Raw genomic sequence first — 20,688 nt, forward strand, 5'->3', positions numbered from 1 at the left:
ATCGGTCTCGTCATCAGCGGTCACATCACGGGCATGTACGCGCTCTCCCCGCTGATGGGCTGGCTCGCGGACCGGATCGGCCGCATCAGCGTGATCCTGGCCGGTGCGGCGGTGCTGGCGTGTGCGACGGCCCTGGCCGGTACGGCGAACGGCGACCACGCCCAGTCCGCCGCCGGGCTCTTCCTGCTGGGCCTGGGCTGGTCGGCGGGGCTGGTGGCCGGCTCGGCACTGCTGACCGACTCCGTGCCGCAGCACGCCCGCGCGGCCGTTCAGGGATTCTCCGACACGATCATGAACGCGGCCGCGGGCGCCGGCGGGGCACTCGCCGGGCTGGTCGTGGCCCGGGCGGGCTACGGCTGGCTCAACGTGCTCGCTGCCGCCCTTCTCATCCCCGTCGCGGCGCCGGCCGTCTCGGCCGCCGTACGGCGCCGCGACCGAGGCGGGGGCGCCGCCATACGGCGCCGCGACCGAGGCGAGGGCGCAGCGGGATCCGTCGTCAGCAGGGGTGGAGCTCGAAAGCCACGGCCCGCTGCCCGCCGTTCCGCCGCGCGTACTGGTCCAGCCCGCCGTGGACGATCGACCGGGCGTAGGTCTCGGGGTCCTCGTCGGTGAGGGCCTCGATGTAGGAGCGGTGCTGCAGCAGGGAGGCGAGGCCCTTGCGGGTGGCCTCGTCCCCGACTGTGACGGCGTGGGTGACGGCCGGGGAGGCGGCGACGGCCACCCACCGCACACCGGACCACGGCAGGACTCCGTCCTGCTCCAGCTGGTCGCTGAAGATCCACCGGTTGCCCGCGTCGCCCACCGCGTCGAGGACGGAGCGGCCCAGCGCCCGGTGGTCGGGCGTGTTCCAGGGGCTGCCGGGGGCGTCGCCCCACGTGTCGTGGTGGTTGACGGTGATCACGAGTTCGGGCCGGTGCCGGCGGATCGCCGCCGCGATGTCCCGGCGCAGCGCCGGGCCCTCCTCCAGCACGCCGTCACGGTGGTCGAGGAACTCCACCTCGGTGACCCCGACGACCGCCGCGCTGGCGCGCTGCTCCTCCTCGCGCACCCGCGCCGCCTCGGCCGGCTCCATGGTGTCGATCCCCGCCTCGCCGCGGGTGGCCAGTACGTAGACGACCTCCTTGCCGCGGGCGGTCCACTCGGCGACGGCGGACGCGGCGCCGTACTCCAGGTCGTCCGGGTGCGCGACGACCGCGAGCGCCCGCGTCCAGTCCTCCGGCATCGCCGCGAACCGCTCGGCGCCCTGTTCCTCCGCGGACCGTGCCGTGGCCGTCATCGCTCCCACCTCTCCTCGCGTGCGCCCCCGTCGGCGCCGGTCACCGGGGCAACGTGACGGTCAGGTCGCGCTGTTCCCCGCGACGCGGTGATTCGGCCTTTCGGCCGAACCGGCTCCGTCCTTCGGGCGCACGGCCTCCGTCCGTGGACGGAGGCCGGTACCCGGCCCGCACCCGGTACCCGGTCCGCACGGGCAAGCGGCGGACGGCCCGGGGGAGGTGGCGGGGCGTCAGGCGTACGGGTTCTGGCGCGGGTCGACCGGGCCGCCGCCCTGCTGCTGGCCGGGGTTGCCGTAGTACGGGCCCAGCTGCTGGGGCTGCTGGGGCTGCTGCGCGGGGGCCGCCGGAGCCTGCGGCGCACCGTAGGGACCGGGCTGCTGCGGGGCCTGGGGCTGCTGGTACCCGCCGGGCGCCTGCTGCGGCTGCTGCGGCTGGGCGTAGGGGGGCTGTCCCTGCGGCTGCTGGCCGGGTACGCCGTGCTGCGGGGGCTGGCCCGGTCCCTGCGGGGCGTAACCCTGCTGGGGCTGCGGCTGGCCCTGCGGGGCGTACGGCTGCTGCTGCGGTGCGTACCCCTGCGGTCCGGCCGCGCCCTGCGGACCGGGGGCGCCGCCTACGATCGCCAGCAGCTGCTCCAGTTCGTTGCGCCACATGCGGTGGACGTTGATCCGCACCCGGGACGACTCGCCCGGCAGGGTCATGTAGTAGAAGCTCCACAGCGGGTTGAGCTGGATCTCGCCGAAGAGGGCACGCGCCTGGTCGCGCGGGATCGCGTGCACGATCTCCTTCGGCCGCTGCGAGAAACGGGACATCTTGTGGAACAGCAGGGCCTGTTCGGTGACCGTGATGAAGTAGTACTTGATCAGGAACTGACCGATCAGACCGAGGAATCCGACACTGAGCCACGGGGTCGGACCCGCGACGGCCCCGACCGACACCAGCGGCCGGTCTCCGGGCGCCTGCTGGGCGATGGCCTCGGCCACCTGCTTCTTCATCGTCGCCTTACGGAAGGCCATGGGCCCGCTCCTCTCCCCGTTCGCCGTGGTGTCGACGGCGCTGTCTCTGCTGCGTTGGCTTCGCCGCGTTGTCCGTGCTGCGTTCGGCGCAGAGTACTCGGCACAGGTGACAGTCCCCCATGCGGGCCCTGACCGTATGCCGTCAGGGAAAGAGAGTGGCCCCTCGGACGTGCCGGAACGAGTCAACGGGTGGTCATGGACGGACAAAGACCGGCGGATGGCCACCTACGGGTGAGCCTGTCAACTCCCCTTCGTCACGGACGCATTGGGGCCGGCACCCGGCCACGGACCCCCGAGTCCGGAGCACCGTGCGGTGAGTGTGGTCACAGTTGCCAGGGACCGGCCCTTGATATGCGCGGGATGTGCCGGTTGAGGCCGTCCTCTCCGTCTCTCCCCTGCTCACCGCGAGGAACCTCGGGCACACGCACGCCCCTCCTGACTTCCTCGCCGAGGGGTGCCCTCGGCACGAGAAGGGGCGGGGGCGGGGCGACCGGCACGGGCCCGGCACGGGTCGCAGGCGGTCTGGTTCGCAGGACCTTGCGTCAGGCCGTACGCCGTCTGCCGGGGCCAACGGGGCGTCGACCCACGGCTGTTGCCGTTGTCACGTGCCCGGCCGGCGGCGACGGCGGCGAATTTCCCAGGGCGGAACCCTGGGTTCTCCGTACACTGACGGGCATGGCATGCCGCATCAGTGAGCTGGTCCTCGACGCCTCCGACGCCGAGCGGCTCGCCGCGTTCTGGCGCGAGGTGCTCGGCTACGTCGAAATCGGACGGGAGGACGACGGAAGCATCGAGATCGGGCCGCCCGACACCGGCTTCGGCGGGCTCCAGCCCACCCTCGTCATCAGCCCCAACAGCACCCCTCGGACCGGGAAGCTCCGACTGCACATCGACGTCAACGCCACCGACCGCGACCAGGACGCCGAGTTGGAGCGGCTGCTCGCGCTCGGCGCCGAGCGCGCCGATGTCGGACAGACCGGCGCCGAGAACTGGCACGTCCTGGCCGACCCGGAGGGCAACGAATTCTGCCTCCTGCACCACCGGCTCCAGCCGGCCCGGCCACAGTCCTCCGAGTAGGGCTCCCGCTGCCGCCCCGGCAGCCCCCCGTGTATCCGCCCGGACGAGCCGGAGCCGTCCGTCGAGGAGGGCGAGCCACTCGTGGCCCCTCGTGGTCCTCGGAGGTCTGGGGGTCGGGCTCCTTGGGGGCTCGGAGGCCGGGAGGAGCAGTTCGCACGCCTGGATGCCCCCGGCACGGCGGGTCAGCGGCCGCACCGTCATGCCTCGGACGGTGACCGGCCGCAGGTGGAGGTGCGGGGCACCGGTGGGCGGGGCGTCCACGAGTTCGTCGCGGACGGCACCGTGGGCCCGTGCCAGCGGGAGCAGCGGTTCGAGCGTGGGGCGGGGGGCGGCGGGCTCCGGCCGGGCGAGAGTGCTCATCGAGATCCCGGTCGTCGCCGACGGCTCGGCCGGCGTGGTCTCGCCCTGCTTGCGCAGGGTGCACAGCCGTGCCCTCACCGCGTCCAGGGCCTGGTACAGAGCGTCACCCTGCGGCTTGCCGTAACGGCAACTTGCTTTGCCGTTCCCCATGGGTGTGCTGCAGGGTGGTCCTGGAGGTGAGGACGGTGACCGACAACAGAGTCGACGACATGAAAGCGTCCTACGACGTCGTGGTGATCGGCGGCGGCGCTGCCGGCCTGAGCGGAGCGCTGATGCTCGCCCGGATACGACGGTCCGTGGCAGTGATCGACGCGGGCTCCCCGCGCAACGCCCCCGCCGACGGCGTGCACGGGCTGCTGGCCCGCGACGGCATGCGTCCGGACGAGCTGCTGGGCCGCGGCCGGGCGGAAGTGCGCCGGTACGGCGGGCAGGTCGTGTCCGGCGAGGTGACCGCCGTGACCGGCGCGGCCCCCTCGTTCGAGGTCGCGCTGGCCGACGGCCGCACCGTTCGGGCACGCCGGCTGCTGGTGACCACCGGGCTGGTCGACGAACTGCCCGACGTCCCCGGGCTGCGGGAGCGCTGGGGCAAGGACGTGGTCCACTGCCCCTACTGCCACGGCTGGGAAGTCCGTGACCAGGCCATCGGCGTCCTGGCCACCGGCCCGATGTCGGTCCACCAGGCGCTGCTGTTCCGGCAGCTGAGCGACGATGTGATCCTCTTCCCGCACACCCTGCCCGCCCCCGCCGGTGAGGAGGCCGAGAAGCTGGCCGCCCGCGGCATCCGCGTGGTGGGCGGCAAGGTGGAGGGTCTGGAGATCGCGGAGGACCGTTTGGCCGGACTGCGGCTGAGCGACGGCACCGTCGTACGCCGCGACGCCCTTGCGGTCGCCTCCCGCCTGGTGGCCCGCGGCGCACTCCTGGCGCAACTCGGCCTGGAGACCGCCGAGCACCCCCTGGGTACCTACGTGCCCAGCGACGCGGGAGGGCGTACCGAGGTGCCCGGCGTGTGGGTCGCGGGCAACGTCACCGATCTGGCCGCCCAGGTGGGTACCGCTGCGGCGGCCGGTGCTACCGCGGCCGGCCAGATCAACGCCGAGCTGATGGAGGAGGACACCGGCCTGGCCCTCGCCGCCCTCCGGAAGTGAGCCGACGAGCCAGACGGTGGGCCCCGCCCTGAAATGGCCGCGGGCCGCGCCTCTGGACGGCACCGGGGGCCGGGCGCCCTGGGACGGCACCGGCCTGACGCTGGGGCGTCCGGGGTCGCCGAGGGACGATCGCCCAGGTCGCTCGGGGCTGGGGTACCGGGAGCCGGCTCCACCGGGGCCGGAAGCACCCGGGGGCCGGGTATCAGGGGGTCGGGGTATCAGGGGGGCCGGGGTATCTGGGGGCCAGGGTGTTCGGGTGTCCTGGGTCGCCCTGCAGGCGATCGTCCGCTCGGTGCGGGTGTGATCAACCGGCTCTCCCAGCCAGAGGTCTTGCCCTCGTCCTCGTCCCCGCCCTCGGCCCGGTCCTGGAGGCAGGGCCGGGTCATCCCCGTTCCCGCAGGCCGGTCAAAGCCCGCACCGGGTCGGAGGCGGCCGGCCCCTCGGGCCACCATGGGAGGCCCGAGGGCTCCAGAGGGTCCGAGGAGTCCGGGGAAGGCGGGGGCTGCGCGAGGCCGGCGGGCTTCGGGGCGGCGGTCTCCGCGCGGTACGGGTACCAGCGGCCGTCCCGCCCGTAGCGCAGCTGGACGGGACGGGTGGCGTGGGTGAGGCGGTTGCGCTGGATCGTCATGGTGATGCCCAGCGCGGCGAGGGCGCTCCGTCCCCGGTCGAAGTCGCCCGCGGGCGGGTCCCAGGCAGTGTCGAGAACGGCGAGCCCGGCGGGACCGCCCTGTCGCCAGGCCGCCGCGGCACGGGCCAGTTCCAGTGCGTCACGGCCCGCCGCCCGTGCGAGACCGGCGAACAGCGGGGAGAGCGTACGGCGACCCGTCAGCCGCGGATGGGTGGCGGCCAGCCGCGCGGTGTCGTGCCACAGCGACAGCTCGGCCTGTTCCATCGGCAGGCCACCGTCCCCGTGCCGCCTCTCCTCGGTCTCGGCCAGGGTCAGCCGCGCCCTGGTCGCGGCGTCCTCGGCCAGGAACGCGAGGGCGTCCGCGCTGGGCGCGCCCGGCAGCTCCGGGAACGCGGGTGGCCCGCCCGCCGCCTCCGGTACCGGGAGCGGGTCCGGCAACGGGGGCCGCGCCGATGTCGCGAACACCTCATGGGCCGGTATCCCGCTCCAGCTCGCGGGCTCCGTCCCGGACGTCTCCGGGGCCGGCTCCTGGCGAGAGATTCTCCCTGGTGCCTTTCCAGGGGTCTTGTTCCCGGAAGCCTCCCGGGGTGCCCTGCCTCCGGGCGGCTCCGGCGCGAGTTCGGGTGTCCGGGCGGGCACGGGGCCGGCCGCCTGGTGGGAGCCCGGCACGGCGTCCGCGTCCACGCCCGCGCCCGCCTCAAGCCGGGCATTGTGCCGCAGGACGTCCTCCCGTACGCGGTCCGCGTCGCGTCCCCGCAGCAGGAACAACAGGCCGGGGTCGGCGTCCAGCAGGCGGGCCGTCTCGTAACCGAGGGCGGCGGCGTGCTTGCAAGGACTGCCCTGGTCCGGGCAGGAGCAGCTGGGCAGGAGTTCGCCCGGCGCGGGCAGGAGGCGCACTCCCGCGGCTTCCGCCTCGTCGAGCGCCTGGTCGGGTACGGCACCGTCCAGCAGGGCCGCCACATGCGCGGGCCGGGCGGCGGCCGTCTCGACGAAGAGGTCCCACTGTGCGTCCGTGAGCACCGGCAGGCGCCAGCGGGCGCGGTAGGGGCGCGGGCGGCTGCCCCGCACGTACGCCGTGATCCGGCCCGGTCCCGCCCGTACGGTGAACACCTCGCTCGCGGCCGCGTACGCGCGCCCGCGCTCCAGCCGCGCCACCGCGCCCGCCCCGTCACCGGCGGCGACCTTCATGGCGCGCAGCCACGCGCCGCCCCGTCCGGCATCCCGCGCCGATGCCGCTCCCCCGGTTGCCCCGGCACCGGCACCCGGCGCGGAAGCCGCGCCCATGACCGCCTCGGCACCAGCACCCGGCACAGAGGCCGCGCCGGTGGCTGTCCCGGCACCAGGACCCGGCGCGGTAGCCGCCCCTACAGTCGTCTCCGTGCCGGCATCCGCGCGGCGGGTGTCGTGGGCGGACGTCTCAGCTCCGGGACCCGGCCGGCTGGTGCTACTCACGGCCGCCTCCGCAGGGACACGAGGTCGGCGAGCTGGGCGTCCGTGAGTTCGGTCAGCTCCCGCAGTTCGGAATCGCCGCCGCCCAGCACCGCGTCGGCCAGTCGGCGCTTCTCGGACAGCAGTTGAGCGATACGGTCCTCCACGGTGCCCGCCGTCAGCAGGCGGTGCACCTGTACCGGCTGGGTCTGGCCGATGCGGTAGGCGCGGTCGGTGGCCTGCTCCTCGACGGCGGGGTTCCACCAGCGGTCGTAGTGGATGACGTGGCCGGCCCGGGTCAGGTTGAGGCCGGTACCCGCCGCTTTGAGGGAGAGCAGGAAGACGGGGACCTCGCCCGACTGGAAGGCGTCCACCATCGCCTCCCTCCGGGCCACCGGTGTGCCGCCGTGCAGCAGTTGGGTGCCGATGCCGCGCTCGGCCAGGTGCGCCTGGAGCAGCCGCCCCATCTCCACGTACTGCGTGAACACCAGGGCCGAGCCGCCCTCGGCCAGGATCGTGCCCAGCAGTTCGTCCAGCAGTGCGAGCTTGCCCGAGCGCGTACGGCCGCCCGGCCGGGCGGCCCCGCGGGGGCTGCCGGGGCCGCCGTCAGCGCCCTCCCGCAGGTACTGCGCCCGGTGGTTGCAGATCTGCTTGAGCGCGGTCAGCAGTTTCATCACCAGTCCGCGCCGCTCCATGCCCTCGGCCGCCTCGATACGGGCCAGGGTCTCGCGCACCACCGCCTCGTACAGGGACGCTTGTTCCCTGGTGAGTTCGACGATGTGGTCCGTCTCGGTCTTGGGAGGCAGTTCGGGGACGATCCCCGGGTCGGACTTCTTGCGGCGCAGCAGGAACGGTCTCACCAGACGCGCCAGCCGCTCCGTCGCCTCCGGGTCCTCCCCTCCCTCGACGGCGCGCGCGTGGCGGGCCCGGAAGCTCTTGAGCGGGCCGAGCAGGCCCGGCGTCGTCCAGTCCAGCAGTGCCCACAGTTCGGACAGGTTGTTCTCGACGGGCGTGCCGGTCAGGGCGATGCGGGCGGCGGAGGGCAGGGTGCGCAGAGCGCGGGCGGTCGCCGAGTAGGGGTTCTTCACGTGCTGGGCCTCGTCCGCGACGACCAGCCCCCACTGCCGGTCCGCGAGGCGTTCCGCGCTGCCGCGCAGGGTGCCGTAGGTCGTCAGTACGAAGCCCGCGTCACCGCCGTGCGCACGGCCGTCGTGCTTGTCCACGGGCTCCGCGTCACCGCGGGCTCTCCCATCCGCGGACTCCGCACGCCCGTCGGCGGACTCCGCACGCCCCCCTGCAGACTCCGCACGCCCGTCCGCAGGCTCCCTGCCGCAGCCCGCCGGCCCCGTGTCGCGGCCCGCTCCCTCCGTGGCTCCGCCGAGGCCCTCCAGGGTGCGGCCCGGGCCGTGGTAGCGACGCACCGGCACATGGGGGGCGAACCGGGCCAGCTCCCGCTGCCAGTTGCCCAGCAGCGAGGCCGGGCACACCACCAGCGTCGGCGCCGTCTCACCGCGCTCGGCGCGACGCAGGTGAAGCGCGATGAGCGTGACTGTCTTGCCCAGGCCCATGTCGTCGGCGAGGCAGCCGCCCAGGCCGAGATCTGTCATCATCTCCAGCCAGGCCAGGCCCCTCAGCTGGTAGCCCCGCAACCGCGCCCTGAGCCGGGCGGGGGCCGCCACCTCGGCGGCCGAGGCGTCCTCCGTCCCGTGCGCCGCCTCCCGCAGACGGTCCCGCAGGGCCGCCAGCGCGCCGTCGGGTACGGCCTCCACCCGCTCGCCGTCGACCTCGGCCTCGCCCGAGAGCGCGGCGGCCAGCGCGTCGCCGGGCGAGAGCAGCCCGAGGTGCCGCTTGCGCGCCTTGCGGACCAGCTCGGGGTCCACCAGCACCCACTGGTCGCGCAGTCGCACCAACGGGCGGTGCGCCTCGGCCAGTTCGTCCATCTCCCCTTCGGTGAGGGGGTCGCCGTCGAGCGCGAGCTGCCAGCGGAACTCCAGCAGGTTCCGCTCCTTGAAGAAGCCGAAGCCGTCGGCCGCCGAGCCCGGCGCCTGCGGTCCCGTGCCGACGACCGCGGTGGCGCTCAGCAGTTCACGCGCCAGCGTGCGCGGCCAGTGCACGGCGACGTCCGCCGCCGCCAGTTCGCGTGCCGTCCGGCCCAGCAGGTCGTTCAGCTCCTGCTCCGTCAACGGCAGCACATCGGGAGTGGGCCGCTCCAGCAGCCGCCCCAGCGGCGCCCAGACGCGCGCGGCCCGCCGGATGGCCAGCAGGGTGTCCACCCGGGCGCGCGGACCCAGGTAGTCCGCCTCGCCGCGCCACAGCGAGCCCACGTCCGCGACCAGCGTCCCGTCCGCGACGCTCGTCGCTTGGACGACGGCTGCGGCGACGTACGGCTCCGGGGCGGGGGCGACTTCGGCGCTCCCCTGCGCCGGAACCGGCTCCTTCGAGGGGCTGGATTCCTTCGTGGTGCCGGGCGCCTTCGTCGGGCCCGGCTCCCTCCTCGGGCCTGGCTCCCTCCTCGGGGCCGGCTCCCTCCTCGGGGCCGGCTTTCCCACCGGGCCCGGCTCACCCGTCAGGGCCGGCGCTTCCGTCGGGACCGGCTCTTCCGTCAGGGCCGGCTCATCCGTCAGGGCCGGCTCATCCGTCAGGTGCGGGGGGACCGCGAGGTCCGGCTGTCCCGTTGCCTCCGGTACCTCCGCCGGGCCGCCGTCGAAGATGCGGTCGGCGGAGAGGTCGAGCCGCAGGGAGATCCGGATTCCGGCCTCCGTGCCGGCTGTCACCTCCGCCGCCCACTCGCGGAGCCGCGGGTAGTTCCCGGCCAGCCGCTGCGGCTCCCGCGCCGCGAACGCCGGGCCGGCGGCGGCAGGTCCGGCGGGGGTGCGGGGCAGCACATCGGCGACCGCGTCCAGGAACGCCCGCACCAGCCCCTCCGGCTCGGGCACCCGGATCTGCCCGCCGGGGGGCGAACCCGGCTCCCGGCGCGGGTCCGGCGCCGGGATCTCCACCGGGACCGCGTGCGCCTCGGGTGGCATGGCCGCCGCCACGGCCCGCAGATGGGCCACGTCCTCCGGGTCCAGCGGTCCGGCCCGCCACACGTCGGCGTCCCCGTCCGCCAGCCCCGGCACCAGCCGTCCTCGCGCGACCAGCCGCAGCCCGTGCAGCGCCGCCGCGCCCCAGCACGCGGCGGCCGGGTGCGCGTCCCTCGCCGTACGTGCCCTCATCAGCACCGGCAGTGCCTCCCGCACCGGCAGCCGGCGCGCCGCCACCACCCGGCATCGCACGCCCTCCCCGTCCGGGCGCACCACCGTCAGCTCCCCCGGCTCCCCGACCTCGGGCAGCACACCCTCCCCGGTCCCGAAGGCCCCACCGGCCCCGTCAGCCCCACCGACCTCATCGGATCCACCGGTCCGGCCGGTCCCAGCGGACCCGTCGGACCAGAACGCCACCTGCCCCTGCCGGGGTACCTCCCCCGGCTCGAAGACGGCGGCGCACCGCAGGAGCCCCGCATCGTTCCCCGACCCCATACGCGCCACCACCTCTCACAACCTCGCCGGCGAGTCTAGGAGCGCCCACTGACAACGCCCTCTTTGATCAAGGAACACCCAGCTCAAGGCCCCGCGCCCCGGTCCGGGCGGGCTGAGCCGGACAACCACGGGCATGACGGGCCGGCAGCAGGGGACCCTGGAGGATCGTGGACACTTCTGAACGAGGGCCGGCCGTGGAATCCGTGGAGCCGGCTGCCACGCGTGGGCGAGGTTTCCCGTGCGGGTGCTGACCATGAACGTGCTGGCACCGGAGTACGCCGACGGCGCCGCCCGCAGACGGGTGCTGGCCCGGGAGATCGAGCGCCTGGCACCGGATGTGCTGGCGCTCCAGGAGGTGAGCCGCGCGGACGTGGCGGGGCTCGCCGAGAGGGGCTGGCACGTGGCCCCGCATCCCCGGTACGGCTCCGACGGCATCGGGGCCGTGCTGGCCGCGCGGCAGCCGTTCGCGTCCGTCACGACGGACACCCTCGAGGTGACTCCCCGCACGGCACGCACCGAGTGGTGCGGCGTGACCGCGGCACGGCTGGAGCTGCCCGAGCCGTTCGGGCCGCTGCTCGTCGTGCACCACAAGCCGAGCTGGCCGTACGGCTACGAGTACGAGCGTGAGCGGCAGGCCGTGGCGACGGCCCGTGTGGTCGGCCGACTGCCGGCCGCCCGGCACACCGTCCTGCTGGGGGATCTGGACGCGACCCCCGACGCGGCGAGCATCCGGTTCCTGCGGGGGTTCCAGTCACTCGAAGGGATGAGTGTCTGCTATCAGGACGCGTGGGCGAGTGCGCACCCGGGCGAGCCGGGGCCGACCTTCGAGCGCGCGAACCCGCTGGTGCGGCGGGGGGACATGCCGGAGGCCGTCGACCGCCGTATCGACTACGTGATGGCCGGCTGCGGCCCGCACGGGCCGACCCTGCGTGTCGCCGCCTGCGCACGGGTGCTGGTCGAGCCGGTGGACGGCGTCCAGGCGAGCGATCACCACGGGCTCGTGGCCGATCTCGAACCTCCCGCTCACCCGCCCGGAGCGTGGGAGTAGGGCCCTCAGCCCAGGTGGATGCCGCCGTGGATGTCGCGGGCCTGGATCACCGGGCCGCTGACCTGGGCGGAGCCGGAGACGGTGTTGTTGACCTCCGAGCGCTCGGCGCGCAGCGCGGGGGCGTGCCGTTCGGCCCATCCGCGCAGCAGGGCGGCGAACTCCTCGTCGCGGTCGGCCTGTTCGGCCAGCCAGCCGGTCAGGACGCGGACCTGCCGCTCGTCGGCGGGATCGACGGCGGTCGGTCCGCCCTCGCCGGGCTCGCCGTCGCGGCGGAGGCCGCCCACGCGCCGTACGAGCGACAGCAACGACTCCCAGGCGGACTGCCCGGCCGCGCTGGCGGCACCCCCGGCAGCGGCCGAGGCGGCGGTGGTGGCGAGAGTGAGCGCGGCTCCAACATCCATACGGCATACGGTAAGTGGCCCGCGGCGCAGGCCGCCAGGGGGTACCCGGTTGTACCGTTTCCGGCATGGACGGGGGCATGTCGGCGTGCGGGATCGCCGCAGAGGTGGGGGCGGGCCGCCTGTCCGCGCGCGAGGTCGCGGACGCCGCTTTGGCGCGCATCGCGGAACGGGACGGAGAGATACGGGCCTTCACCCGGACATGGCCCGCGCCGGCCGCCGAGTACGCCGCCGCCGTGGACCGCGCGCTCCGCGCGGGGGCGCGCCTGCCGCTGGCCGGGGTGCCGCTGGCGGTGAAGGCCACGCAGTCCCTGGCGTCTCCGCAGGTGGCCGGGCTGGTGGCGGCCGGCTGCGTACCCGTCGGGGCGACCGCCACGCCAGGTCCGGGCACCGAGTGGCAGACCTGGGGCGCCACCGACCGCGGCCCCACCCGCAACCCCATGGACCCGCGGTGGTCCCCGGGCGGCTCCTCGGCCGGGTCGGCCGCGGCTGTGGCGGCCCGCATGGTGCCGCTGGCCACCGGCGGCGACGGCGCGGGCTCCATCCGCGTCCCGGCCGCGTGGTGCGGCGTCCTCGGGCTGAAGACGACAGGCGGACTGGCGCCCGCACGGGGCCGTACGGTCCGGGCCGCACCGGGGCCGCTGGCCCGCACGGCAGCCGACGCGGCCGCCTACCTCTCCGCCCTCGCCCACTACCGGCCCTCGACCGACCGACCAGTCGGTATGCCCTGCGACCACACCCTCACCCGCTCCCGCCCCGGCCCCCGCCCCGGGCATCCGCTGCGCACCGCGTGGTCCGCGACGCTGGGTTTCGCGGACACCGAGGACCAGATCGCGACCACGGCGCACACGCTGCTGGAGGCGCTGACGGGCGCGCGGCTCCTCCTCCCACGCCCCCTCTCCTCCGGCCCCGTGCGGCTGCCGGACCCCGCCCACTGCTGGCATCACCTGCGCGGAGGCGGCCCCGGACCGTCCCGCGACGCGGCCCGCACGGCGCACGCGCTCAACGCCGCCCTGGACAGCGTCTTCGCCGAGGTGGATGTGCTGGCCACCCCCACCACCCCGAACCCGCCGCACGGACACGACGGTCCGGGAGAGGTCATGAGCGTCGCCCTCACCTGGGCGTTCAACATCACCGGGCATCCCGCACTGAGCCTGCCCGCCGGACGGACCGCCGACGGCGCCCCGGTCGGCCTGCAACTGGTGGCCCGGCACGGCCGGGAGGCCGATCTGCTGGCCGTCGCCGCTGGGGCGGAAGAAGAGGGGCTGCCGTGACGCACGAGACCACCGCAGCGGACGGAACCGGGCGACGACCTGAGCGGGGCGGGCGAGGCCAACGACGGGATAGCGCCCCTGTTCGGACGGCCCCCGCTGCCCGTCGTCGCGTCGATCCCCGGCGCGGGCTGTGCGACGAGGACTTCACCGCGCTCGCCCGCTGGGCACGGAACCACACGGACGAGTGATCCTGGGCAGGGAGTTGCGGCACGGTTGCGGCACGGGCGAGCCGTCCGAACAGGGGCGCCGGTGCGGGCAGGAAGGGGCTAGTTGCCCAGCTCCTCGTCCGCCGTGCCCGGCTCCGGCGGCTCGAAGCTGTCGAAGCCCGCGGCCTCCACGAAGTCGGGACGGGGGTTGAGTGCGGCGGCGAGTTTGAAGTGGGCGCGCGCCTCGTCGTTCCGCGAGGCCCGCTGGAGGGTGCGGCCCAGCGCGAAGTGCGCGAAGGCATTGTCCGGCTCGCGCTCCAGCACCCACTTGAACTCCTGCTCGGCCGAGCGGAGGCGCGCCGCCAGGAAGTACGCCCGCGCACGCAACAGCCGCGCGCCCCGGTGCTCGGGGTGCTCTTCGATCACACTGTCGAGGAGATGGACCGCGCCGCGCGGATCGCGTGCCTCCAGCAGCTGCTCCGCGGCACGGAACTGGATGAGGTTCGTCTCGGGGCTGGTCACAGCACTGCCCTCTCCGTCGGCTTCCGACTGGGCACAACGCCGTACCGGGCGTGGTCATTCCCGGCGCAACTGCTCCCATACCTCGCGCACGCGAGGGGCCAGCTTCTCCAGGGGGCCGTCGTTGTCGATCACGATGTCCGCGACCGCGAGCCGCTCCTCACGGCCGGCCTGGGCGGCCATCCGGGCGCGGGCCTCGTCCTCGTCCATGCCGCGCAGCCGCACCAGGCGGTCCAGCTGGGTGGCGGGGGACGCGTCCACGACGACGACCTTGTCGTAGAGCGGTGCGAGACCGTTCTCCGTCAGCAGCGGAACGTCGTGGACGACCACCGCGTTCTCGTCGGCCTCCGCCGCCGCCCGCTCCAGCTCGGCCGAGCGCTGCCCCACCAGGGGGTGGACGATGGCGTTCAGCGCGGCCAGCCGGTCCGGGTCGGAGAAGACGAGGGAACCCAGGCGGGGCCGGTCGAGGCTGCCGTCGGAAGCCAGAACCTCCTCGCCGAACTCGGCGACGACCGCCGCCAGGCCCGGCGTCCCCGGCTCCACGACCTCCCGCGCGATCCGGTCGGCGTCCACGATCACCGCGCCGTGCTGGGCGAGGAGCCGCGACACCTCGCTCTTGCCCGCGCCGATGCCGCCCGTCAGACCCACCTTCAGCATGCAGGCAACGCTATACGGTGCCGCGACCTGGCCGGCGCCCGGTCCCGGCCGCACACACGTCCGTCCCGGCGCGCACGTCCGCCGCCGCACTCACGCCCGACCCAGCGCACACGGCTGACCCCGCACACGTCCGCCCCCGCGCGCATATCCGACCATCCCGGCCCGTCCAGCACCCCCTGGCCCCGGCACCTGGTCCAGCCCTCCAGATCCCGGCCGGCTCAGTTCCGCTCGCCGCCCCCGTCGGGACCCTGCTCGCTCTCGCGTTCAGCGAGGAACTGTTCGAAGACGGCGCCCAGCTCGTCGGCGGAGGGCAGCTCCACCGGCTCGGCGACCAGATTGCCGCGGGTCTCCGCACCCGCCACCGCGTCGTACTGCTGCTCCAGGCCGCGGACGACCGACACCAGTTCCTCGTCACCCTCCGCGAGCTGCCGCTCGATCTCGTTCTGGGTCCGCAGCGCCTCGGTCCGCAGCGCGTGGGCGACCTCCGGCAGCACCAGACCGGTCGCGCTGGTGATCGCCTCGGCGACCACCAGCGCGGCGTCCGGATACCGGGAGCGCGCGATGTAGTGCGGCACGTGCGCGACGACCCCGAGCACATCGTGGCCGCTCTCCTGGAGCCGCAGCTCCGTCAGCGCGGCCGCGCTGCCGGGAACCTGCGCCTCCTCGAAGACGCTCCGCTGCGCCGGCACCAGCTCGGTACGGTTGCCGTGCGGGGTGAGGCCCACGGGGCGGGTGTGGGGGACGCCCATCGGAATGCCGTGGAACGTCACGGCCAGCCGGACACCCACCCGCTCCACGATCTCCCGGACGGCAGCCGTGAAGCGCTCCCACTCGCTGTCCGGCTCCGGGCCGGACAGCAGCAGGAACGGCGCGTCGGTCGCGTCCCGCATCAGCCGCAGCTCCAGCCGCGGTGCCTCGTACGACACCCAGCGGTCGCGGCGGAACGTCATCACCGGGCGGCGCGCCCGGTAGTCGAGGAGGCGGTCCACGTCGAAGCGGGCGACGGTGACGTAGGGCTGGGTCGCGAGCAGGCGTTCGACGATCTGCTCACCGGTCTCACCGGCGTCCATGAAGCCCTCGAAGTGGTACAGCAGCACCAGCCCTGCGCTGTCGGGTTCTCCGATCACCGCGTCCACGGCATCGAGCCCGGCCTGATCCCATGAGTACAACGCTTCGTGCTCCATATCCCACCCAACGCCGCGGCCCCAACTCGCATTCCCCTTCTTCCGGGGCCGGCCCACCCCGGGGGCCCGGAAAGCCGGAAGGAGCCGGAAAGCGGAAGGAGTCGGAAAGGGAGAGAGCCGGCAAGAGGGTGCGCCCGAAAGGGACGAGGCCCGCGCCCCTTTCGGGGTGCGGGCCTCGTTCGGGTGATGCCCCAGCGGGTGGGGTCACCTCCCAGCGTCAGCCGGAGGGGTTCAGCTCTGGCCGCCGGCCAGCTTCTCGCGGAGAGCAGCCAGCGCCTCGTCGGAGGCGAGGGCACCGGAGTCCTCGTCCGAACCCTCGGACGAGTAGGAGCCGCCGCCCTGGCCGCCGCCGCCCTGCCCGGCACCGGCGCCGCCGCCCGTGGCGCCCTCGGCCGCGGCCTGCTCGTCGGCCTCGCGGGACTTGATGACCTGGGCCTGGTGCGCCTCGAAGCGCGCCTGCGCCTCGGCGTACTGGCGCTCCCACTCCTCGCGCTGCTTCTCGTAACCCGGCAGCCAGTCGTTGGCCTCCGGGTCGAAGCCCTCGGGGTAGATGTAGTTGCCCTGGTCGTCGTAGGACGCGGCCATGCCGTAGAGGGTCGGGTCGAACTCGACCGCGGTCGGGTCGGCGCCGAAGGCCTCGTTGGCCTGCTTCAGCGAGAGGCTGATGCGGCGGCGCTCCAGGTCGATGTCGATGACCTTGACGAAGATCTCGTCGTTGACCTGGACGACCTGCTCCGGGATCTCCACGTGGCGCTCGGCCAGCTCGGAGATGTGGACCAGGCCCTCGATGCCCTCGTCGACGCGGACGAACGCACCGAACGGCACCAGCTTGGTGACCTTGCCGGGCACGACCTGGCCGATCTGGTGGGTCCGGGCGAACTGCTGCCACGGGTCTTCCTGGGTCGCCTTGAGCGACAGGGACACGCGCTCGCGGTCCATGTCGACGTCCAGGACCTCGACCGTGACCTCCTGGCCGACCTCGACGACCTCGGAGGGGTGGTCGATGTGCTTCCAGGACAGCTCGGAGACGTGGACCAGACCGTCCACGCCGCCCAGGTCGACGAAGGCGCCGAAGTTGACGATGGAGGAGACGACGCCGGAGCGCACCTGGCCCTTCTGGAGGGTGGTGAGGAAGGTCTGGCGGACCTCGCTCTGGGTCTGCTCGAGCCAGGCGCGGCGGGACAGGACCACGTTGTTGCGGTTCTTGTCCAGCTCGATGATCTTGGCCTCGAGCTCCTTGCCGACGTACGGCTGGAGATCGCGGACGCGGCGCATCTCGACCAGGGAGGCCGGGAGGAAGCCGCGCAGGCCGATGTCGAGGATGAGGCCGCCCTTGACGACCTCGATGACGGTACCGGTGACGATGCCGTCCTCTTCCTTGATCTTCTCGATGGTGCCCCAGGCACGCTCGTACTGGGCGCGCTTCTTCGAGAGGATCAGGCGGCCTTCCTTGTCCTCCTTCTGGAGGACCAGGGCCTCGATCTCGTCACCGACTGCGACGACCTCGTTGGGGTCGACATCGTGCTTGATCGACAGCTCTCGGGAAGGGATGACACCTTCGGTCTTGTAACCGATGTCGAGCAGGACCTCGTCCCGGTCGACCTTCACGATGACGCCGTCGACGATGTCGCCGTCGTTGAAGTACTTGATCGTCTCGTCGATCGCGGCGAGGAAGGCTTCCTCGGAACCGATGTCGTTGACCGCAACCTGCGGGCTGGTGGCGGAGGTCTCGGTGCTGCTCGTCATGTGGGAAAGGGTCTCCGGTACGGACATGAAGTCGTAGGTACTGCTACGCCGAGGGCCCTTTGATCGCACCGCATGCAAGTCAGCCGGACAGCCATGAAAGCCGGAAACCCGAGGGGACATACAACAGATGCGAGCGCGGCCTGCTCCGTCCGAGGCACGCAGGCCCGCAGCGCAACTTGTAGCATACGGGGGCCGCTGGGCATGGTCAATGCGCGAAAGAGCACACCTGGGACGGATGGCCTCATAACCGGCACAACTCGCCCTGGGAGAGGGGCAGATGGCCCGCACGGTCAGCGTGCGGCAGGCGCTCGGCCGGCGTCCGGTCCGCCGCCACGCGCTCCGCTCGGACTCCCACGGCACACGATCGCGAGCCTGGACGAAGGGTACGGCTACTGGTGCGAGGGAACAAAAGCACGAGGCGGACACCGTTGTCCACCCCCAGGGTGGGTCTTTCATGACGGACAGTGATCAGCCCAGCGGTCCGTACAGCCGCCCTCCCCACCAGCCGCCCGGCCGCCCTCCCCACGAGCCGCCCGGCGGACCGCCCGGCGACCCGGACGACGCCGAAGCCGTACGGCGCCCCGCCGGCGGCCGGGAGAGCAGCCGCGCCAATCGGGGCTGGTGGGACCGCAACGCGGACGAGTACCAGACCGAGCACGGCACCTTCCTCGGTGACGCCCGCTTCATCTGGGGCCCGGAGGGTCTGGACGAGGCCGAGGCACGGCTGCTGGGGTCGGCCGGCGCGCTCCGCGGCCTCGACGTGCTGGAGGTCGGCGCCGGCGCCGCCCAGTGCTCACGGTGGCTCGCCGGGCAGGGAGCGCGACCCGTCGCGCTCGACCTGTCCCACCGGCAGTTGCAGCACGCGCTGCGGATCGGGGACGGGCAGGGCGGTGGGCCGGGGTTTCCGCTGGTCGAGGCGGACGCGCGGGCGCTGCCGTTCGCGGACGCCTCCTTCGACCTGGCCTGCTCGGCCTACGGAGCGATCCCGTTCGTGGCCGACCCCGAACGCGTGTTCGCGGAGGTGGCACGGGTGCTGCGGCCCGGCGGACGGTGGGTCTTCTCCCTCACCCACCCCCTGCGCTGGTCCCTGGCCGACGAACCGGGCCCCGAGGGGCTGACCGTCGTCGCCTCCTACTTCGACCGGACTCCGTACGTGGAGCAGGACGCGGAGGGGCGGACCGTCTACGTGGAGCACCACCGGACCCTCGGGGACCGGGTGCGTGAACTGACCGGCGCCGGGTTCCGGCTCGACGACCTCGTCGAGCCGGAGTGGCCCGAGTGGAACCAGCAGGTCTGGGGCGGCTGGTCCCCCTTGCGGGGGCGGCTCGTCCCGGGGACGGCCGTCTTCGTCTGCACACGCGTGTGAGGGCGGCGTCCGGTATGCGCCGGGCCGCGCACGCGAGTGCGGCACCCGGTCCGTCTGGAGGTGCGGTCGGGCCAGCGTCTGTCCGGCACGCGTCCGGTCCGCACGCGAGTGCGACATCCGGCACGCGTCGAACGCGCACGCGCGTGCCGGTCTTCGTCCGCACGCGCACATGGGCGCTGCGGGAACGACCGGGACGGCGGGAACGGCGGGTCCCGCGCGCACATCGGCACGGCCACGCCCTACCGATCCGTTCCGACAGACCGATCAGTAACGATTAGGCCGATCCATTCCTACCGGACCGATCAGTGCCTATCAGACCGTTTCGGCCCGGCCGGACCGGTCCGTCCCGGCCGACGACGGGGCCCCGCCCCGTCCCGCCTCCCGCCCCCGGCTCCCGTGCCCCCCGGAAACAGGCCGGGGGCGGAAAGCGGGGAGAATCTCCCGGTGCTCCGTGACGCCCAGCTCGCTCAGCTCCCGATCGCCGAAGCCCTTCCCCGGCTGCGCGAGGCGCTGGCCTCGCACGGTTCCGCCGTGGTGCACGCGCCGCCCGGGACCGGCAAGACCACGCTCCTCCCCCTCGCCCTGTCCGGACTGCTGGCGGACGGTGCCCCCGCCCGCAGGGTTCTGGTGGCCGAGCCGCGGAGGATGGCGGCCCGGTCGGCGGCGCGCCGGATGGCGTGGCTGCTGGGCGAGGAGCCGGGCGGAAGTGTCGGCTTCACCGTGCGGGGCGAGCGCCGCGTGGGCCCGGCCACCCGCGTGGAGGTCGTGACGACGGGTGTCCTGTTGCAGCGCCTCCAGCGGGACCAGGAGCTGCCGGGGGTGGACGTGGTGCTCATGGACGAGTGCCATGAGCGGCATCTGGACGCGGACACGGCGCTGGCGTTCCTGCTGGACGTCCGCGCGACACTCCGCCCGGACGACCTGTCCGTGATCGCGGCGTCGGCGACGCAGGACAGTGCCGCGTGGGCGCGGCTGCTGTCCGCCCCCGTGGTCCGCGGCAGGGGGACGAGCCACCCGGTCGAGGTGCGGTACGCGCCGCCGCCCGCGGGCGTACGGCCGCCGCACGGCACCTGGGTGGACCCCGCGCTGCTGCGGCACGTCGCGGCGACGGTCAGGCGGGCGCTCCGCGAGGTGCCGGCCGGCGATGTGCTCTGCTTCCTGCCGGGCGTGGGCGAGATCGGCCGGGTGGCGGCGCTGCTCCGCGACGTGGACGCACAGGTGTTCCCCTTGCACGGGCGGGCACCGGCCCGTGCCCAGGACGAGGTGCTGCGCGGCGGCGACAGCGACGGCAGCGGGAACGGCGGCGGGCGCACCGGGCGCCGGGTGATCCTCGCGACGGCGGTGGCCGAGTCGAGCCTGACGGTCCCAGGGGTGCGCGTCGTGGTGGACGCCGGGCTCGCCCGGGAGCCGCGGATGGACCACGCGCGGGGGCTGGGCTCGCTGACGACCGTGCGGGTCTCGCGCGCGGGGGCCGAGCAGCGACGCGGACGCGCGGGGCGGGAGGCACCCGGGGTGGCCTACGCCTGCTGGGCCGAGGCGGAAGAGACGGGACGCCCGCGCGAGCCGGCACCTCAGATCGCCGTCGCCGATCTGACGGCGTTCGCGCTGCAGGCCGCCTGCTGGGGCGATCCGGAGGCCGGTCGGCTGGCGCTGCTGGACGCGCCCCCGGCGGGTGCGATGAGCGCGGCCCGCGAGACGCTGCGGGCGGTCGGCGCGCTGGACGCGGCGGGGCGGGTGACCGACCGTGGCCGGCGGATGGCCCGTATCGGTGTGCATCCCCGGCTCGCCCGGGCGCTGCTGGACGGCGCCGCCGCCGTGGGCAGCGAGCTGGCGTGCGAGACGGTGGCGCTGCTGAGCGAGGAGCCGCCGCGCGAGTACGGGGACGACGCGGCCGAAGCCCTGCGCCG

The 20,688-nt window shown here is 74.2% G+C and carries 16 protein-coding genes; 7 read left to right on the forward strand and 9 right to left on the reverse strand.

From position 1 onward, the window contains the following. A partial coding sequence (locus FM076_RS07280; RefSeq protein WP_243274354.1) for an MFS transporter occupies positions 1-612 on the forward strand: 612 nt, incomplete at its 5' end. Here the strand turns inward: FM076_RS07280 and FM076_RS07285 are convergent. Both FM076_RS07285 and FM076_RS07290 read right to left on the reverse strand, forming a co-directional pair. After that, positions 497-1,276, reverse strand: coding sequence for a PIG-L deacetylase family protein (locus tag FM076_RS07285; protein ID WP_173869119.1), 780 nt, complete (start codon positions 1,274-1,276; stop codon positions 497-499). The genes FM076_RS07280 and FM076_RS07285 overlap by 116 nt on opposite strands. 228 nt (positions 1,277-1,504) lie before the next feature. Further along, on the reverse strand, positions 1,505-2,287 hold the full coding sequence (locus FM076_RS07290) for a hypothetical protein (RefSeq protein ID WP_173869120.1): 783 nt from the start codon (positions 2,285-2,287) through the stop codon (positions 1,505-1,507). A 675-nt stretch (positions 2,288-2,962) separates the two neighbouring features. On the opposite strand from FM076_RS07290, the gene FM076_RS07295 reads away from it, so the two are divergent. Together FM076_RS07295 and FM076_RS07300 are read left to right on the forward strand one after the other, a co-directional pair. Next, positions 2,963-3,364 carry a VOC family protein gene (locus FM076_RS07295; RefSeq protein WP_173869122.1) on the forward strand — a complete coding sequence of 134 codons (402 nt, stop codon included), beginning with the start codon at positions 2,963-2,965 and terminating at the stop codon, positions 3,362-3,364. Between the two features lie 569 nt (positions 3,365-3,933). Continuing rightward, positions 3,934-4,869: an NAD(P)/FAD-dependent oxidoreductase gene (locus FM076_RS07300; protein WP_173874562.1), complete on the forward strand. Its 936-nt coding sequence runs from the start codon at positions 3,934-3,936 to the stop codon at positions 4,867-4,869. Positions 4,870-5,251: 382 nt separating this feature from the next. Here FM076_RS07300 and FM076_RS07305 read toward each other — a convergent pair whose 3' ends face one another. Beyond that, positions 5,252-6,781 (reverse strand): SWIM zinc finger family protein, encoded by a 1,530-nt coding sequence (locus tag FM076_RS07305; protein ID WP_173869123.1) that lies wholly within the window; start codon positions 6,779-6,781, stop codon positions 5,252-5,254. A gap of 164 nt (positions 6,782-6,945) precedes the next feature. Beyond that, positions 6,946-10,443: a DEAD/DEAH box helicase gene (locus tag FM076_RS07310; protein ID WP_243274355.1), complete on the reverse strand. Its 3,498-nt coding sequence runs from the start codon at positions 10,441-10,443 to the stop codon at positions 6,946-6,948. 253 nt (positions 10,444-10,696) lie between these two features. Between FM076_RS07310 and FM076_RS07315 the strand changes: the two genes are divergently transcribed. Further along, positions 10,697-11,491: an endonuclease/exonuclease/phosphatase family protein gene (locus FM076_RS07315; RefSeq protein WP_173869124.1), complete on the forward strand. Its 795-nt coding sequence runs from the start codon at positions 10,697-10,699 to the stop codon at positions 11,489-11,491. Between the two features lie 5 nt (positions 11,492-11,496). On the opposite strand, the gene FM076_RS07320 is transcribed toward FM076_RS07315, so the two are convergent. Next, positions 11,497-11,892, reverse strand: coding sequence for a hypothetical protein (locus tag FM076_RS07320; protein WP_173869125.1), 396 nt, complete (start codon positions 11,890-11,892; stop codon positions 11,497-11,499). Positions 11,893-11,957: 65 nt separating this feature from the next. Here FM076_RS07320 and FM076_RS07325 point away from each other — a divergent pair, with 65 nt between their 5' ends. Further along, positions 11,958-13,163: an amidase family protein gene (locus FM076_RS07325; protein WP_173869127.1), complete on the forward strand. Its 1,206-nt coding sequence runs from the start codon at positions 11,958-11,960 to the stop codon at positions 13,161-13,163. 266 nt (positions 13,164-13,429) lie between these two features. Here the strand turns inward: FM076_RS07325 and FM076_RS07330 are convergent, their stop codons facing one another. From FM076_RS07330 to rpsA, 4 genes are all read right to left on the reverse strand, one after another. Further along, positions 13,430-13,831, reverse strand: coding sequence for a tetratricopeptide repeat protein (locus FM076_RS07330; RefSeq protein WP_173869128.1), 402 nt, complete (start codon positions 13,829-13,831; stop codon positions 13,430-13,432). 54 nt (positions 13,832-13,885) lie between these two features. Further along, complete coding sequence (gene coaE, locus FM076_RS07335; protein ID WP_173869130.1) at positions 13,886-14,485, reverse strand: dephospho-CoA kinase; 600 nt, start codon at positions 14,483-14,485, stop codon at positions 13,886-13,888. Positions 14,486-14,703: 218 nt separating this feature from the next. Beyond that, the gene (locus FM076_RS07340; RefSeq protein WP_173869132.1) at positions 14,704-15,669 is read right to left on the reverse strand and encodes a proteasome assembly chaperone family protein; all 966 of its coding nucleotides are present in this window, start codon (positions 15,667-15,669) and stop codon (positions 14,704-14,706) included. 231 nt (positions 15,670-15,900) lie between these two features. After that, on the reverse strand, positions 15,901-17,415 hold the full coding sequence (gene rpsA, locus FM076_RS07345; RefSeq protein WP_173869133.1) for a 30S ribosomal protein S1: 1,515 nt from the start codon (positions 17,413-17,415) through the stop codon (positions 15,901-15,903). Positions 17,416-17,869: 454 nt separating this feature from the next. Between rpsA and FM076_RS07350 the strand changes: the two genes are divergently transcribed. Both FM076_RS07350 and FM076_RS33460 read left to right on the forward strand, forming a co-directional pair. After that, the gene (locus FM076_RS07350; protein WP_173869135.1) at positions 17,870-18,781 is read left to right on the forward strand and encodes a class I SAM-dependent methyltransferase; all 912 of its coding nucleotides are present in this window, start codon (positions 17,870-17,872) and stop codon (positions 18,779-18,781) included. A gap of 444 nt (positions 18,782-19,225) precedes the next feature. Continuing rightward, positions 19,226-20,688, forward strand: a 1,463-nt coding sequence (locus FM076_RS33460) for a helicase-related protein (protein ID WP_345944912.1), incomplete at its 3' end; no start/stop codon positions are given.

The organism is Streptomyces albus subsp. chlorinus, assembly GCF_013302895.1.
GTDB classification, from domain to species: Bacteria; Actinomycetota; Actinomycetes; order Streptomycetales; family Streptomycetaceae; genus Streptomyces; species Streptomyces chlorinus.